This is a genomic window from Collimonas sp. GW821-FHT07E08 (assembly GCF_059418905.1).
Genome location: NZ_JBWKQR010000002.1, coordinates 234,067 through 248,153, shown reverse-complemented (window position 1 = coordinate 248,153; position 14,087 = coordinate 234,067). Strand labels below are relative to the sequence as shown.

Annotated in this window: 12 protein-coding genes; 8 read left to right on the top strand and 4 right to left on the bottom strand. The window is 60.1% G+C overall.

Annotated features, from left to right (window positions below):
* Positions 1 to 13: 13 nt before the first annotated feature.
* Positions 14 to 1,153, bottom strand: a complete 1,140-nt coding sequence (locus AC07RZ_RS03645; protein ID WP_494666935.1) for an acyl-CoA dehydrogenase family protein — start codon at positions 1,151 to 1,153, stop codon at positions 14 to 16.
* A gap of 432 nt (positions 1,154 to 1,585) precedes the next feature.
* On the opposite strand from AC07RZ_RS03645, the gene ugpB reads away from it, so the two are divergent.
* From ugpB to AC07RZ_RS03625, 4 genes are all read left to right on the top strand, one after another.
* Positions 1,586 to 2,893 (top strand): sn-glycerol-3-phosphate ABC transporter substrate-binding protein UgpB, encoded by a 1,308-nt coding sequence (gene ugpB, locus AC07RZ_RS03640; protein ID WP_092396512.1) that lies wholly within the window; start codon positions 1,586 to 1,588, stop codon positions 2,891 to 2,893.
* A gap of 111 nt (positions 2,894 to 3,004) precedes the next feature.
* On the top strand, positions 3,005 to 3,889 hold the full coding sequence (gene ugpA, locus AC07RZ_RS03635) for a sn-glycerol-3-phosphate ABC transporter permease UgpA (RefSeq protein ID WP_494666934.1): 885 nt from the start codon (positions 3,005 to 3,007) through the stop codon (positions 3,887 to 3,889).
* Positions 3,890 to 3,910: 21 nt separating this feature from the next.
* A complete protein-coding gene (gene ugpE, locus AC07RZ_RS03630) occupies positions 3,911 to 4,762 on the top strand; it encodes a sn-glycerol-3-phosphate ABC transporter permease UgpE (protein WP_092396238.1) in 852 nt (283 codons plus the stop codon).
* Position 4,763: 1 nt separating this feature from the next.
* Positions 4,764 to 5,843, top strand: coding sequence for a sn-glycerol-3-phosphate import ATP-binding protein UgpC (locus AC07RZ_RS03625; RefSeq protein WP_494666933.1), 1,080 nt, complete (start codon positions 4,764 to 4,766; stop codon positions 5,841 to 5,843).
* Positions 5,844 to 5,885: 42 nt separating this feature from the next.
* Here AC07RZ_RS03625 and AC07RZ_RS03620 read toward each other — a convergent pair whose 3' ends face one another.
* Positions 5,886 to 8,300, bottom strand: a complete 2,415-nt coding sequence (locus tag AC07RZ_RS03620) for a penicillin acylase family protein (RefSeq protein WP_494666932.1) — start codon at positions 8,298 to 8,300, stop codon at positions 5,886 to 5,888.
* A 63-nt stretch (positions 8,301 to 8,363) separates the two neighbouring features.
* Positions 8,364 to 8,597 (bottom strand): hypothetical protein, encoded by a 234-nt coding sequence (locus AC07RZ_RS03615; protein WP_494666931.1) that lies wholly within the window; start codon positions 8,595 to 8,597, stop codon positions 8,364 to 8,366.
* 149 nt (positions 8,598 to 8,746) lie between these two features.
* Between AC07RZ_RS03615 and AC07RZ_RS03610 the strand changes: the two genes are divergently transcribed.
* Positions 8,747 to 9,574, top strand: coding sequence for a ferritin-like domain-containing protein (locus AC07RZ_RS03610; RefSeq protein ID WP_494666930.1), 828 nt, complete (start codon positions 8,747 to 8,749; stop codon positions 9,572 to 9,574).
* A 6-nt stretch (positions 9,575 to 9,580) separates the two neighbouring features.
* Here the strand turns inward: AC07RZ_RS03610 and AC07RZ_RS03605 are convergent, their stop codons facing one another.
* Positions 9,581 to 10,426 carry an amidohydrolase family protein gene (locus AC07RZ_RS03605; protein ID WP_494666929.1) on the bottom strand — a complete coding sequence of 282 codons (846 nt, stop codon included), beginning with the start codon at positions 10,424 to 10,426 and terminating at the stop codon, positions 9,581 to 9,583.
* Between the two features lie 215 nt (positions 10,427 to 10,641).
* On the opposite strand from AC07RZ_RS03605, the gene AC07RZ_RS03600 reads away from it, so the two are divergent.
* From AC07RZ_RS03600 to AC07RZ_RS03590, 3 genes are all read left to right on the top strand, one after another.
* The gene (locus tag AC07RZ_RS03600) at positions 10,642 to 11,316 is read left to right on the top strand and encodes a response regulator (protein ID WP_342828289.1); all 675 of its coding nucleotides are present in this window, start codon (positions 10,642 to 10,644) and stop codon (positions 11,314 to 11,316) included.
* Complete coding sequence (locus tag AC07RZ_RS03595; RefSeq protein ID WP_494666928.1) at positions 11,306 to 12,703, top strand: sensor histidine kinase; 1,398 nt, start codon at positions 11,306 to 11,308, stop codon at positions 12,701 to 12,703. Before AC07RZ_RS03600 ends, AC07RZ_RS03595 begins: the two co-directional genes overlap by 11 nt.
* Positions 12,704 to 12,901: 198 nt before the next feature.
* Positions 12,902 to 14,029: a porin gene (locus tag AC07RZ_RS03590; RefSeq protein ID WP_494666927.1), complete on the top strand. Its 1,128-nt coding sequence runs from the start codon at positions 12,902 to 12,904 to the stop codon at positions 14,027 to 14,029.
* Positions 14,030 to 14,087 lie beyond the last annotated feature (58 nt).

The following is a 14,087-nucleotide window of genomic DNA, read 5'->3' as shown; positions in this document are numbered from 1 at the left end:
GAAAAACCCGCACTCATATTGACCGAGAAATGATCTCTTTCATGATTTCGTTGGTGCCGCCATAAATCCGCTGGGCGCGCGCATCGATATAGGCGCGCGCAATCGGGTACTCCTGCATGAAACCGTAACCGCCATGCAATTGCAAGCATTGGTCCAGCACCTTGCCTTGCAGGTCGGAACACCAGTACTTGGCGGCAGCGGCGGCATCCACCCGCAGCTCGCCTTCGACTTCCAGCTCGACGCAGCGGTCGACAAACACGCGCGCGATCTGCAATTCGGTTTTCATCTCCGCCAGCTTGAAGCGCGTATTCTGGAATGACGACACGCTACGGCCGAAAGCCTGCCTGTCGCGCGTGTATTCGATGGTTGCGGCGAGCATCGCTTCCGCATTGGCCACCGAGGTAATCGCGATCAGCAGCCGTTCCCAGGCCAGCTCTTGCATCAGCATGGTGAAGCCGGCGCCGACCTGGCCGATGATGTTGCTCTTCGGAACCCGTACGTTGTCAAAGAACAGCTCGCAGGTATCCTGCGCTTTCATGCCGATCTTCTTCAATGGCTTGCCTTTGCTGAAACCGGGGCGCCCGGCCTCTACCACCAGCAACGATACATTCTTCGCTCCGCGGCTCTTGTCGCCCACCTTCACCGCCACCACCACCATGTCGCTGTTATAGCCGTTGGTGATGAATATCTTGGCGCCGTTGACGATGTAGTCGTCGCCATCCTCGATGGCTGTGGTCTGTATCGCCTGCAGGTCCGAACCGGTGCCCGGTTCGGTCATCGCGATCGCCGTGATCGCGGTGCCGGCGGCCATCTTCGGCAGCCAGGCTTGCTTCAGTTCTTCGCTGCCGTAACGCAGCAGGTAAGGCGCGACGATGTCGGAGTGCAGCGGCCAGCCTATGCCCGAAGCGTTGCTGCTTGCCAGTTCTTCCAGCACGATGGTGCTGAACTTGCGGTCGACGCCGGAGCCGCCATAGTTTTCCGGCATGTTGGTGCACAGGAAGCCGAGCTCGCCGGCACGCTGCCAGATATCGCGGTCGACAAACCCCTGTTCCTCCCAGCCGGCATGGCGCGGCAAGACTTCAGCCTGCAGGAAGCGCCGCAGGCTCTGGCGAAACTCTTCATGGTCGGAATTGAACAACAGGCGCGGGATCATGCGTCGCTCCCGCAAACGGCAAGCGCAATCAGGCCGGCGGTGCGGCAGGCAAATACGTGAGGCATGGCGTCTCCAGATATTTTATTGTGTAATTTAATTTACACTTTGATCGATCACAACTCAAAAACAACCCTGATTGATGGTATTTGAGAATACACCGGTTTGCAATATGAAAGCTAGAGACAGACCTCTGACTTTATGGTAATTATTATTACACCATATGCGAGTCCAGAAGCCGCGCTTATCTCGCAACTGCGAACCGCAAACCAAGCCCGTCAATCGGGCCGCATTCCGGCTTTCATCGCGCACAAGGAAAACAAACATTGCGCGGCTGACAAACTCACCTATAGAATCCGGCTTTACAGCGAGGCTGCTGCTGTCATGCAGTCGTCATATGATTTCGCTACCATAAAAAATTTTACGGAGGCCCTGATGAAATTGAAAGCACTGGCTATTGCTTGCACACTAGCGACCATGAGCATTGCGGCGCACGCCGCCACCGAGATATCGTGGTGGCACTCGATGGCCGGCGCTCTCGGCGACCGCGTCAACGGGCTGGCCGACGAATTCAACAAGAGCCAATCGGAATACAAGGTCACCCCGGTTTACAAAGGCGCCTACGACGAAGCCATGGCTGCGGCAACCGCCGCCTATCGCGCCGGCAACGCACCCGACATCCTGCAGGTGTTCGAAGTCGGCACCGCCACCATGATGTATTCCAAGGGCGCCATCAAGCCGGTGTCGGAAGTCATGAAGCTGGCCGGCGAACCGTTCGATCCTTCTGCCTACGTGCCGGCCATCGGCGGCTATTACGCCGCACCAAAAGGCGGCGGCCTGCTGTCGCTGCCGTTCAACAGCTCGACCACCGTCATGTTCTACAACAAGGACATGTTCGCCAAGGCCGGACTGGATCCGAACAAGCCGCCGGTGACCTGGCAGGAACTCGCGGTCGACGCCGCCAAGCTGAAAGCCAGCGGCGCCAAATGCGCATACACCACTACCTGGCAATCGTGGGTCGAACTGGAGTCGTTCTCGACCTGGCACAACGTTGAATTCGCCTCCAGGAACAATGGTTTCGACGGCCTCGACACGCGCCTGAAATTCAACAGCCCGCTGCACGTCAAGCATATCGAAAACCTGGCCAACTGGGCCAAGCAAGGCTACTTTACCTACGCCGGCCGCAAGGATGAAGCCACCTCGAAATTCTATGCCGGCGAATGCGGCATCCTGACCGGTTCGTCGTCCAGCTATGCGGACATCGCGAAAAATTCCAAGTTCAAGTTCGGCATCGCTACCCTGCCGTATTACAACGACGTGCCCGGCGCGCCGCAAAACACCATGATAGGCGGCGCTTCGCTGTGGGTCATGGGCGGCAAGAAAACCGAAGACTACAAGGGCGTCGCCAAGTTCTTCAAGTTCCTGTCGAAACCGGAAGTGCAAGCCAAGTGGCACCAGGAAACCGGCTACCTGCCGACCACCACGGCAGCTTACGAAATCACCAGGAAATCCGGTTTCTATGAGCGTAATCCCGGCACCGATGTCCCGGTCAAGCAGATGATCACCAAGACCACCGACAAGTCGCGCGGCATCCGCCTCGGCAACATGCCGCAGATCCGCACCATCATCGACGAAGAACTGGAAAACGTCTGGACCGGCAAGATCACGCCGAAACAGGCGCTCGATACCGCGGTGGAACGCGGTAACCTACTGCTGGAACGTTTTGAAAAAACCAACAAGTAAAACCAGCGGATACCTGGTTTCCCCCGCGGTGTTGACCTACACTGCGGGAATTGCTCCTGTCATGCCCTGAAATCCCGCGTCAACGCGGATGCCCGGTAAGAAAGCCTCATCTTGGAAAAACGCGCACGCTTCAAGTCTGCCTGGCTGCCCTATGCGCTGGTCGCGCCGCAGATCATTGTCACCCTATTGTTTTTCGTCTGGCCGGCGGTGCAAGCCCTGTACCAGTCGATGCTGCTGCAGGACGCCTTCGGCGGCTATTCCGAATTCGTCTGGTTCGACAATTTCCGCACCCTGCTCGCCGACAGCAATTACCTTGCCTCGTTCAAGACCACCGCGGTCTTTTCGATCCTGGTCGCGGTGCTCGGCCTGTCGCTGTCGCTGATGCTGTCCGCCTTTGCCGACCGCGTGATAAAAGGCGCAGCCATCTACAAAACCTTCCTGATCTGGCCTTATGCGGTGTCGCCGGTGGTGGTCGGCGTATTGTGGATGTTCATGCTGAGCCCTACGCTCGGGATCGTGTCGAACTGGCTGCATTACATCGGCATCGACTGGAACCACGTGCTCAACGGCCGCCACGCGATGATACTGATCGTCATCGCCGCCGTCTGGAAACAGGTCAGCTACAACTTCCTGTTCTTCCTGGCCGGCCTGCAGGCCATACCGAAATCGCTGGTCGAAGCCGCCGCGATCGACGGCGCCGGCCCGGTCAAGCGTTTCGCCACCATCATTTTCCCGCTGCTGTCGCCAACCACCTTCTTCCTGCTGGTGGTGAACATCGTCTACGCCTTCTTCGACACCTTCGCGATTATCGAAGCCACCACCCAGGGCGGCCCTGGCAAGGACACCGAGATCCTGGTCTACAAGGTCTTCATCGACGGCTTCAAGGGCGGCGACCTGGGCAGCGCCGCGGCGCAGTCGGTGATCCTGATGACCATCGTCATCGTGCTCACCGTGGCGCAGTTCAAGTATGTTGAAAAGAAAGTCCAGTACGCATGAAAAACCTCATGAAAGCCGCCCATGATTGAGCGCCGCCCCATCCTCGACATGGTCAGCCACCTGGTGCTGATCCTGGGTGTCATCATCATTGCCTTCCCGCTGTATGTGGCTTTTGTCGCCAGCACGCAAACCGCGCAGGAGGCCGCTGCGGCGCCCTTGTCGCTGCTGCCCGGCAGCCATCTTGTAGAAAATTACGGCGCCCTGTTGACCAAGGGCGCCTCCGGCAACGTCTCGGCGCCGCCGGTGGCGCGCATGCTGCTAGTGAGCCTGGTGTCGGCGCTGGCGATTGCAATCGGCAAGATCTCGATTTCCATGCTGTCGGCATTCGCCATGGTGTACTTCCGCTTCCCCGGGCGCTCGCTGTTTTTCTGGATGATTTTCATGACGCTGATGCTGCCGGTGGAGGTGCGCATCACGCCGACCTACCAGGTGGTTTCCGATTTCCACATGCTCAACACCTATGCCGGGCTGACCATTCCGCTGATCGCATCGGCCACCGCCACTTTCCTGTTCCGGCAGTTCTTCCTGACCATCCCCGATGAACTGGCCGAAGCCGCGCGCATCGACGGCGCCGGCCCCTTGCGCTTTTTCAAGGACGTGATCTGGCCGCTGTCGCGCACCAATATCATCGCGCTGTTCGTCATCATGTTCATCTACGGCTGGAACCAGTACCTGTGGCCGCTGATGATCGCCACCAACCAGAACATGTACCCGATCGGGATAGGCATCAAGACCCTGATCGCCGGCGGCGATTCGGCGGTGGAATGGAACATGGTGATGGCTACCCTGGTGCTGGCGATGCTGCCGCCGGGCCTGGTGGTGGTGGTGATGCAAAAATGGTTTGTTAAAGGTCTGGTTGATTCCGAGAAGTGATATGGCAAAAGTACACCTAGAAAACGTCAAGAAAACCTACGGCAAGGCGCCCAAGGCGGTCGATGTCATCCACGGCATTTCGATCGATATCGCCGATGGCGAATTCATCGTCATGGTAGGCCCTTCCGGCTGCGGCAAATCGACCTTGCTGCGCATGGTGGCAGGGCTGGAAGAAGTCACCTCCGGCGACATCGTGATCGGCGACCGCGTGGTCAACCAGCTGGAACCGAAAGACCGCGACATCGCCATGGTGTTCCAGAATTATGCGCTGTACCCGCACATGAGCGTCTACGAGAACATGGCTTACGGTCTGAAGATCCGCGGCCTGGGCAAGGACGACATCGAAGTCCGGGTGCAAAAGGCGGCCAAGATCCTGGAGCTGGGCGCTCTGCTGCAGCGCACCCCGCGCCAGCTGTCCGGCGGCCAGCGCCAGCGCGTGGCGATGGGGCGCGCCATCGTGCGCGAGCCGGCGGTGTTCCTGTTCGATGAACCGCTGTCCAACCTGGACGCCAAGCTGCGCGTGCAGATGCGGCTGGAGATCCAGAAGCTGCACCGCACGCTGGGCACCACCAGCCTGTATGTGACGCATGACCAGGTCGAAGCCATGACCCTGGGCCAGCGCATGATCGTCATGAACGGCGGCCGCGCCGAACAGATAGGCACGCCGGCCGAGGTCTACGCCAGGCCGGCCACCACCTTTGTCGCCAGCTTCATCGGTTCGCCGCCGATGAACCTGCTGCACGGAAAGCTGGCGGCAGACGGCAACAGCTTCACGCTGGCCAACGCCGATGCCGTCGCGCTGCCCTTTACCTGCAGCGCCATCGCTGACCGCGAATGCATCATGGGCCTGCGCCCGGAACAGCTGATCTTCGGCCGCCCCGGCTTGAACCTGCGCGCAGAACTGGTGGAAGCGCTGGGCGCCGACCTGCTGGTGCACGCTTCGATAGGAGAGCAGCTGCTGGTGATGCGGGTGCCGGCCGCGACCGCGGTCGTGACGGGGCAACAGATCACCGCCGGTTTTGACGCCGCGGCCCTGCACTGGTTTGATCCGCAGACCACGCAGCGCATCGGGCAAGCGTAAAAAGGGCGCCGACCGGCGCCCTTTTTACTTTCGACCAATTGCTTAACCTCCCGGCTGCAAGCGAATCCTCTGCACGGTAGCCTTCTCCACCGCCGCCCGCGAATACAGCAGCGGGAAATACTCGCCCTTGAGCCACTTGTCCGCCAGGTCGCGATAGTGCGGACTATCCGGATCGCCCGACTGCCCCGGCGAATTGACCGCGCGCGAATTGTCCCAGTTGCCGACATCGACCACCACCCGGAACGAAGGGCCGTTGGTCTGCAGGAAATCGCTGCTGCGATAAGTCGACTGATTGGGCGAATACGCGCCGCCATGGGTCGGCATGGGACCGACATTCAATTTTGCCCGGGTAGCTTCATCCACCGCGGCCGCCAGCGGATGCTCCATCAGGTTGTGATGCAGCTTGCCCCACTGCCACTGGCTGGCGTCCTCGCCTTGCAGCTTCTGCAGTTCGGCATATGCCTCGCCCAAGCTGCTTAACAGCAGCTGGTCGCGCTTGCGTACGGCATCCGGCCCAAAACGCGTTTGCGGCTGCTCCAGGGTATCCAGCAGCACGGCGGTGTCGGGCGCGCCCATCGCCTCCGCTGCGGCCGGACTCAGCACCGCTGCCTTGAACGCCTTGCCCAGATGGCGCGAGAACCAGACTTCAAACAAGGCGGCCTGCGCCGAATCGGCGCGCTCGACGAAATCCCAGCCGGTGAATGCATCCAGCGCCGCCTGGGTCCGGGCGTCGCTGGAAGACAGCGGTTTCAGCAATGCAGCCAGGCGCCGCGCCGGAATCGACAGGTCGTCGTTTTGCAGGCGCATGGAATCTTCCAGCGAAACCTTGTTCAGCGCCGACAGTACTTCGCTGATGCGCGTAAAGCGCGAATTGTTGGTCCATTCAAAACCGAGCTTGCGTTCACGATACGGATATCCATCCGGCAGGTTCATCTGGTTGGCGGAGGCGAACCAGCCCTGTTTCGGATTGTAGCTGGACGGCAGCTGGTCGCCGGACCAGAAGCCGGCCCATTCATAACGGCCGTCGCCCGGCACCGGCAGCAAGCCGTCCCAGTTGGGGCGGATCGGTGCCAGGCCGCCCGGCACCCAGCCGATATTGCCCTTGGTGTCGGCATACACCTGGTTCTCGGTCGGTGCGCCCCAATGCAGCAGGGAGTGCTTGAATTCGGAAAAATTCCTGGCGCGCATGTAGTCGATGCTGCCGAAATACGGCGACATGCCCGGCTCCAGCCAACCAGACCGGACGGCAAAGGCGCGATTTTTCCCCGGTTCGGAAAAAATCACCGGGCCATGGCGGCTGAACACCAGTTCGGCAGTCGCGGGCGCAGCACCCTTGACCGGGATCTGTTCCATGAAGATATTGAACGGCTCCCACTTTCCCCGGTATTCATACTGGTCGGAATGCTCAGGGTTAAGCTTGTAAACGTACAAATCCTCCTGGTCGATATTGAAGATCGTCAGGCCGAAGGCGACGCTGCCGTTATGCCCGATCGAAATGCCCGGCAGCGCCGGTTCGCCGGCGCCGATCACGTTCAAGCCCGGCGCATTGATATGGGCGATGTAACGCAAGGACGGCGCCGAATAGGCGCGATGCGGATCGTTCGCCATGATGGCGCGGCCAGTGGCCGATTTTGCCGGCGCCACCACCCAGTTGTTGCTGCCCTCGGCGGCCTCTTCCGGATTCTCCGCAACGGCCATCGCCGCGGCGTCGCCCTGCCCTTTCTGCAAGCTGTCCTTGTTGATCTTGACGCCCTGGGTCGCCAGCTTGAACACTTTCAGCAAATCCTTCGGCAGGCACGGATCCAGGCCGTCCGGCATCGTCGTCTCCCATTTCGGCGTGAGGCCGAAACGGATTTCATCGGATTTCAGGTCGGCTTTGCAGGCGACGTTGGCGCGCGCCACTTCGCTGTCCAGGTTGCGGGTAAGGCCGTGGCTGCGGATGCGCACCACGTCTTCCGCCTGCCACCTGGCCGGCGCATAACCCAGCTGCCTGAACTCGAACGGCAATTTTTCGGGATGGGCGTTGACGTAATCGACATAGGCATTGATGCCGGCCACAAAGGTATCCGCCACCTGCTGCGCATGCGGGCCGTAGGACTGCCACTCGCGCTGCATGTCGCCGCGGTACAGGAACAGCCGCGCGGCGCGGTCTTGCTGGACGTAGGCCGGACCGAACACCTGCGCCAGCAGTCCCAGGCCGCGGCGGCGCCACAAATCGATCTGGAACAGGCGGTCGCGCGCTGCGTTGAAACCCTGGACAAAAAAGGCGTCGTCCTGACTCGCAGCGTATATGTGCGGTACGCCCCATTGGTCCACCAGGATTTCCGCAGGTTTTTTCAATCCTGCAATTTTGTAGGTGGTGACAGGGGCCGGCTGCGTATCCCTGGCCTGGCTCGAGGTTGCAGCCAACAACACCAGCAGCGCCGCCGCTGCGCAGATAGATCGTTGCATGAGCATTTGTCTCTTTTGTATTTTATGCACAAACCGGCGCTTGCCGGGCAACTGCCGCCGCGGAACGATTTATTCGGTCAGCGCAACCAGGTTATCCACTTCGATTTTTGCGAATTCGACGCTGCTGTCATAGGCGGTATGCAGGCTGGTGTGCGCGCTTTCGGTATTGGTGCGGCTGGAAACGCTGGTTCCGGCCTTCAATATCTGGTAGCCGTCATGCCACAGGTCGTCATGGCCCTGCACCGGTTTCGGCACGATGAGGTAACCGCGATATTCGACGTTTTCATTGGTTTGATCGCTCATATTGGCCTCGCTGCAAAATAAGGCTTAATCGTAGCATGAGCCCGAAATGCACACATCGCGGCAAAATCGTGTACCTTGAACCTATTGCAAAAGCATGCGTCATACCTGAGTAGTCCTATATCAGTCACAACCACATGGAGAGATTGATTATGCACAGAGGTAGCGAACAGAATACGCACTGGAAAATCGCCGACCTGGATTTTTCAAAAATCAACATCCCCAAAGTCCGGCCCGACGAAAACCTTTTTTACCTGGTTGCCTGCGCGTCGTTTGTCGAAAGCGGCTCCGACCTGTATACACAGAACCTAGTGGACTACTACGGCGACGAGCCGGAAATCTCCACCTGGCTGCGCGAGCAGTGGGAAGTCGAAGAGTTGCAGCATGGCCAGGCGCTACGCGCCTATGTCGAACACATATGGCCTGAATTCGACTGGCCGACGGCGTACCGCAACTTTCTCGACGAATATTCGACCTATTGCAAGGTTGAACTGCTGGAACCCAGCAAGGGCCTGGAAATGGTGGCGCGCTGCGTAGTGGAAGCCGGGACCGCCACCTTCTACGGCGCATTGTCGCGCAGCACCGATGAACCGGTACTGAAAGACCTGGCCTCGCGCATCGCCAAGGACGAGGTTAACCACTACAAGCATTTCTTCCGCTATTTCCGCCGTTTCCGGCAGCACGAGGGACTGCGCCGCCACCGCATCTTCGGCGCCCTGCGCCGCCGCACCCTGGAAATGAAAAACGAGGATGCCGCTTGCGCCCTGCGCCATGTGCTCGGCACCAGGGCGCCGCGGCATGCCGACGACCAAGCCATGCTGCAGCAGATCCACAGCAAGATGAACACCACCATCCGCGCCCACCTGTCGCCCGACATGACGATCAAGATGATCATGCGCCCGCTGGACCTGCCGCCTGCCGTGCAGTCGCTGGTGGCCTACCCGGTTACGCAGATCATGAACAAGGTGTTCTTGCGTTAAGCCGCGCTACAGGCGGTAAAAGCGCTGCGCATTCAGGCCCATGACCTGCTGCCGCTGGAGCGGCGCCAGGCCGCCCAGCAAGACATCGGTCGCGGCCAGCCAGCGGCCATAATCGGCCGCCAGGTTGACCACCGGCCAGTCGCTGCCCCAGATCACCCGCTCCGCGCCAAACACGTCCAGCACGTGAGATGCATACGGCTGCAGCTGGGCGACCTGCCAGCCGGGGGCAGCCTCGGTCACCAGTCCCGACAGTTTGCAATGCACCTGCGGCAACGCTGCCAGCCGGCGCATCGACGTACGCCAGGGTTCCATCTCGGCGCCGGCGATCTGCGGCTTGGCGGCATGGTCGATGACGATAGGCAGGTCCGGGTGGCGCTCGGCGAACTTCAGCAACGACGGCAAGTGGCGCGGCAGGACCAGCGCATCCAGGCTCAGCCGGTGGCGCTGCATGGCGGCGATTGCCGGCGCCAGTTGCGGATCGCAGATCCAGTCGTCGGCCAGGTCTTGCAGCATGGGCCGCAGCCCGCGCATCTTCGGATGGCTGGCCAGCAGCTGTATCTGCGGCTCGGCGTTGGCTGCCTTCAAATCGGCCCAGCCCACCACTGCCCTTACGAATTCGCTGCGTTCGGCCAGGCCGAGCATGAACAAGGTATCGCTCATGCTGGGCAGCGATTGCACCAGCACGCTGCCGGTTATGCCGTGCTGCTGCAGCAACGGTTCCAGCTGCGATGGCAGGAAATCGCGGTGGATTTCCGCCAGTTCCGGCGGCGGCCATTGCCCTGTCCGGTTCGCCAGCAGCCAGAAATGCTGGTGGGCATCGATGCGTATGGGAGCAGGCGTCGTATCAGGCATATTGTCGGTCTCGGATTGGTTTCCACGGACCAATTGCCTTGCACACAACTGGTCCATTGGATGGACCAATACTATCATGTGCAATTTTCGCAAGGCAATTGGAAATTTGCCGGCGCAGCGATTTATCGATAGCCAAGTCCGGGCATGCCTTTCATAATCCGCCTCATCGCCACCTGCAGTCATAAAATAACGGCGTCCCAGAGACGGAAACAAACATGAGAATTTTGCTGGTAGAAGACAACAGGCCACTGTCCGAATGGCTGGCGCTGACCCTGCACCGCAATAAATACACGGTCGATTGTGTTTATAACGGTGCCGACGCCGACCATTTGTTGCTGACGCAGCAATATGAACTGGTCATCCTTGACATGTCCCTGCCGAAACTGGACGGCAGCGAAGTACTCAAGCGCCTGCGCGCGCGCCACAACAACGTGCCGGTGCTGATCCTGACCGCCAACAATTCGGTCGAGGGCCGTATCGTCGGCCTCAATACGGGCGCCGACGACTACATGGCCAAACCGTTCGACGTCAACGAACTGGAAGCCCGCATCCGTGCCCTGCTGCGCCGCTCCAACCAGCAGAGAAACCCGATCCTGCAGTGCGGATCGCTGAGCTACGACAGCAACAGCCTGATCTTCTCGATCGACGGCGTGGCGCTCACCTTGACCCGGCGCGAACATGCCGTGCTGGAAACCCTGATCATGAAAATGGGAAAAACCGTCAGCAAGCAAGCGTTGGCCGAAAGCCTGTACGCAATGGCGGAAGACGTGTCGCAGGATGCCATCGAAGTCTATATCCACCGCATCCGCAAGAAACTGGAACATGGCGACGCCGCCATCATCACCTTGCGCGGACTCGGTTACCTGCTCAAGCAGCACCATGAAATTTAGCAGCCTGCGCGCCCAATTGCTGCTGTGGCTGCTGGTGCCGCTGGTGCTGTTCGTCGGTTTCAACATCTGGGTCACCTACCATAATGCGATCAAGATGGCGACGGTGGTGCACGACCGCATGCTGCTCGGGTCGGCGCGCATCATCGGCGAACAGATCCATTACGAAGACGACGTATTGCAAGTGTCCATTCCGCCCGCCGCGCTGGAACTGTTCCAGTCGGATTCGCACGACCGCGTCTACTACCGCGTGGTCGCCGCCAACGGCAAGCTGCTGGCCGGGCAGCTCGACCTGCCGGCGCCGCCGCATATCCCGCGCAACGAAGAATCGGTCTATTTCAACGCCAGCTTCCGCGACGATCCGGTGCGCATCGTCGCCTTTTCACAGCCGGTGTTCGGCGTGCCCGCGCAGGAGCCGGTACTGATCGAAGTGGCGCAAACCCAGCATTCCTACAATGCACTGTCGGACCGCATGTGGGAACACACCGTGCAGCAGCAGCTGGCGATACTGGTGCTGGTGGTGCTGCTGCTGTTGCTCGGGTTGCGCCATGGCCTGGCGCCGATGATGCGCCTGCGCGACCGGGTCCAGCGCCGCAAGCCCGGCGCCCTGGAAGCGCTCGATACCGCGCCGGTGCCGACCGAACTGGCGCCGCTGGTGCACGCCATCAACGACTATGTGCAGCGGCTGGACGACCACATGTCGGCGCATGGACGTTTCATCGCCAACGCTTCGCACCAGCTGCGCACGCCGCTGACCGTGCTCAACACCCAGGTCAACTACGGCTTGCGCAGCAACGACGCCGACGCCAAGGATGCCGCGCTGCGCGCGATCAACAAAGGCGTGCAGCACGGGATCCGGCTGGTCAACCAGCTGCTGACGCTGTCCAACGCCGAAACCGGCGTCGGCCATCCTTTGCGCCAGACCGATGTCGACCTGGTCGAAGTGGTGCGGCGCGTGCTGGAGGAACTGGCGACGCTGGCGCAGACCAAGAATATCGACCTTGGCTTTGAGTTCGCAGGCACGCCGGTGACGGTCCATGCCACGCCATCGATGCTGGAAGAACTGGTCGCCAACCTGGTCGACAATGCATTGCGCTATACCCCGGCCGGCGGCAAGGTAACCGTCGCCATCGCCATGGCTGAACACGCCGTCTTGCTGCGCGTCGTAGACAATGGCCCGGGAATTCCCGAGGCAGAACGAGAGCATGTGTTTGAACGTTTCTACCGCCTGCGCGAAGAGCACTCGGACGGCAGCGGACTCGGGCTGGCTATCGTACGAGAGATCGCACTCGCCAGCCGGGCGGAAATCGTCTTGTCCAGCCCCGTGGCCGGCAACGGACTGATCGTCACTGTCGCCTTCCCGCCGCCGGGTACACAGCAAGCAGCATGATAGCCCACTGCATTCTCCAGCAAAACTTACTGACAGCTTTCAAAGGCAGAATTTATTTTCTCCGGCTGTGGCGCAAACCCCACAGCCGCCAGCCAGTCATTTTGCGCCCTGAAAGCAGTTAGTAAGCTTGCGAATTTTATAGTTGGCTCACTGATCCAAGCGGTCGGTAAAGCCAACTATAAATATCTGGAGACAACGATGAAAAAAACGCTACTTGCGCTGGCAGTTCTGGGGACATGCGCCAACGCCGCATTTGCGCAAACCAATGTCACGATCTATGGCCTGATCGACGCCACCATCAGCACCGTCAACCATGCCGACAAGAATGGCGACCGCCTGACCGGCATCCCGGTCGCCTGGTTCAGCGGCAACCGCATCGGCTTCCGCGGCGCCGAAGATCTCGGCAGCGGCCTCAAGGCCATTTTCAAGCTGGAAGCGGAGTTCGTGGTCGGCACCGGTGAAATGGACACTCCGGGCGTACTGTTCAACCGCGATGCCTGGGTTGGCTTGCAAGACACCACGTTTGGCCAGATCACCCTGGGCCGCCAGAATACCCTGGCCCGTGATTTTTCCCAAGTCTATGGTGACGCTTACGGCTCCAAGCTGGGCCTGGAAGAAGGCGGCTACACCAACAACAATAACTTCAAGCAGTTGATTTTCTACTCCGGCAGCGCCACCGGCACACGCTATGACAACGGCCTCGTCTGGAAGAAGGTATTCAACAACGGCGTGGTAGCCGGCCTCGGCTACCAGTTCGGCGAGACCGCCGGCCAGTTCGCGCGCAACACCACCAAATCCGCGGCGATCGGCTACAACGGCTCTAACTTTGTCGTTTCCGGCTTCATCAACCAGGCCGACGTCGGCAACGGCGTCAGCAGCAGCCTGGAAAAGCACAAATCGTATTCGGTCGGCGGCAGCTACATTTTCGACCTGGTGCGCCTGAACGCAGGTTACTTCCACTACACGGCAGAGCAAGGCGCGCTGGGCAAGCGCAAGGACGACGCGTACACCGTATCGGCCAAGTTCACGCCGCAGGGTTCGTTCGACTATGAACTCGGCTATCAGGTAATGAAAGCTGAAAATGCGGCTTACAATGCGGCCGGCACCAGCACCTTGAATGCCTACGCAGACGCCAGCGGTTCGACTGCGACCGGCAGCGGCAAGAAGAAAACGCTGTACGCCTCGACCTTCTACCACCTGTCGAAGCGCACCGAACTGTACCTCGCCGCGGATTACATGAAACTTGACGGCGGCTATCTCGTAGGATCAGCCAACGGCTTCAAGAACCAGACCGAATTCGCAGTCGGCATGCGTACCCGCTTCTGATTTTTTAATCCCGCAGCAAGCAAGGCCGGCCATGACTAACGTCAGCGCCGGCTTTTTT

Bases quoted from the DNA above. Each gene is read 5' to 3' on its own strand.
- AC07RZ_RS03645 (WP_494666935.1), bottom strand. From the start codon at position 1,153: ATGATCCCGCGCCTGTTGTTCAATTCCGACCATGAAGAGTTTCGCCAG.
- ugpB (WP_092396512.1), top strand. From the start codon at position 1,586: ATGAAATTGAAAGCACTGGCTATTGCTTGCACACTAGCGACCATGAGC.
- ugpE (WP_092396238.1), top strand. From the start codon at position 3,911: ATGATTGAGCGCCGCCCCATCCTCGACATGGTCAGCCACCTGGTGCTG.
- AC07RZ_RS03625 (WP_494666933.1), top strand. From the start codon at position 4,764: ATGGCAAAAGTACACCTAGAAAACGTCAAGAAAACCTACGGCAAGGCG.
- AC07RZ_RS03620 (WP_494666932.1), bottom strand. From the start codon at position 8,300: ATGCTCATGCAACGATCTATCTGCGCAGCGGCGGCGCTGCTGGTGTTG.
- AC07RZ_RS03615 (WP_494666931.1), bottom strand. From the start codon at position 8,597: ATGAGCGATCAAACCAATGAAAACGTCGAATATCGCGGTTACCTCATC.
- AC07RZ_RS03610 (WP_494666930.1), top strand. From the start codon at position 8,747: ATGCACAGAGGTAGCGAACAGAATACGCACTGGAAAATCGCCGACCTG.
- AC07RZ_RS03605 (WP_494666929.1), bottom strand. From the start codon at position 10,426: ATGCCTGATACGACGCCTGCTCCCATACGCATCGATGCCCACCAGCAT.
- AC07RZ_RS03600 (WP_342828289.1), top strand. From the start codon at position 10,642: ATGAGAATTTTGCTGGTAGAAGACAACAGGCCACTGTCCGAATGGCTG.
- AC07RZ_RS03595 (WP_494666928.1), top strand. From the start codon at position 11,306: ATGAAATTTAGCAGCCTGCGCGCCCAATTGCTGCTGTGGCTGCTGGTG.
- AC07RZ_RS03590 (WP_494666927.1), top strand. From the start codon at position 12,902: ATGAAAAAAACGCTACTTGCGCTGGCAGTTCTGGGGACATGCGCCAAC.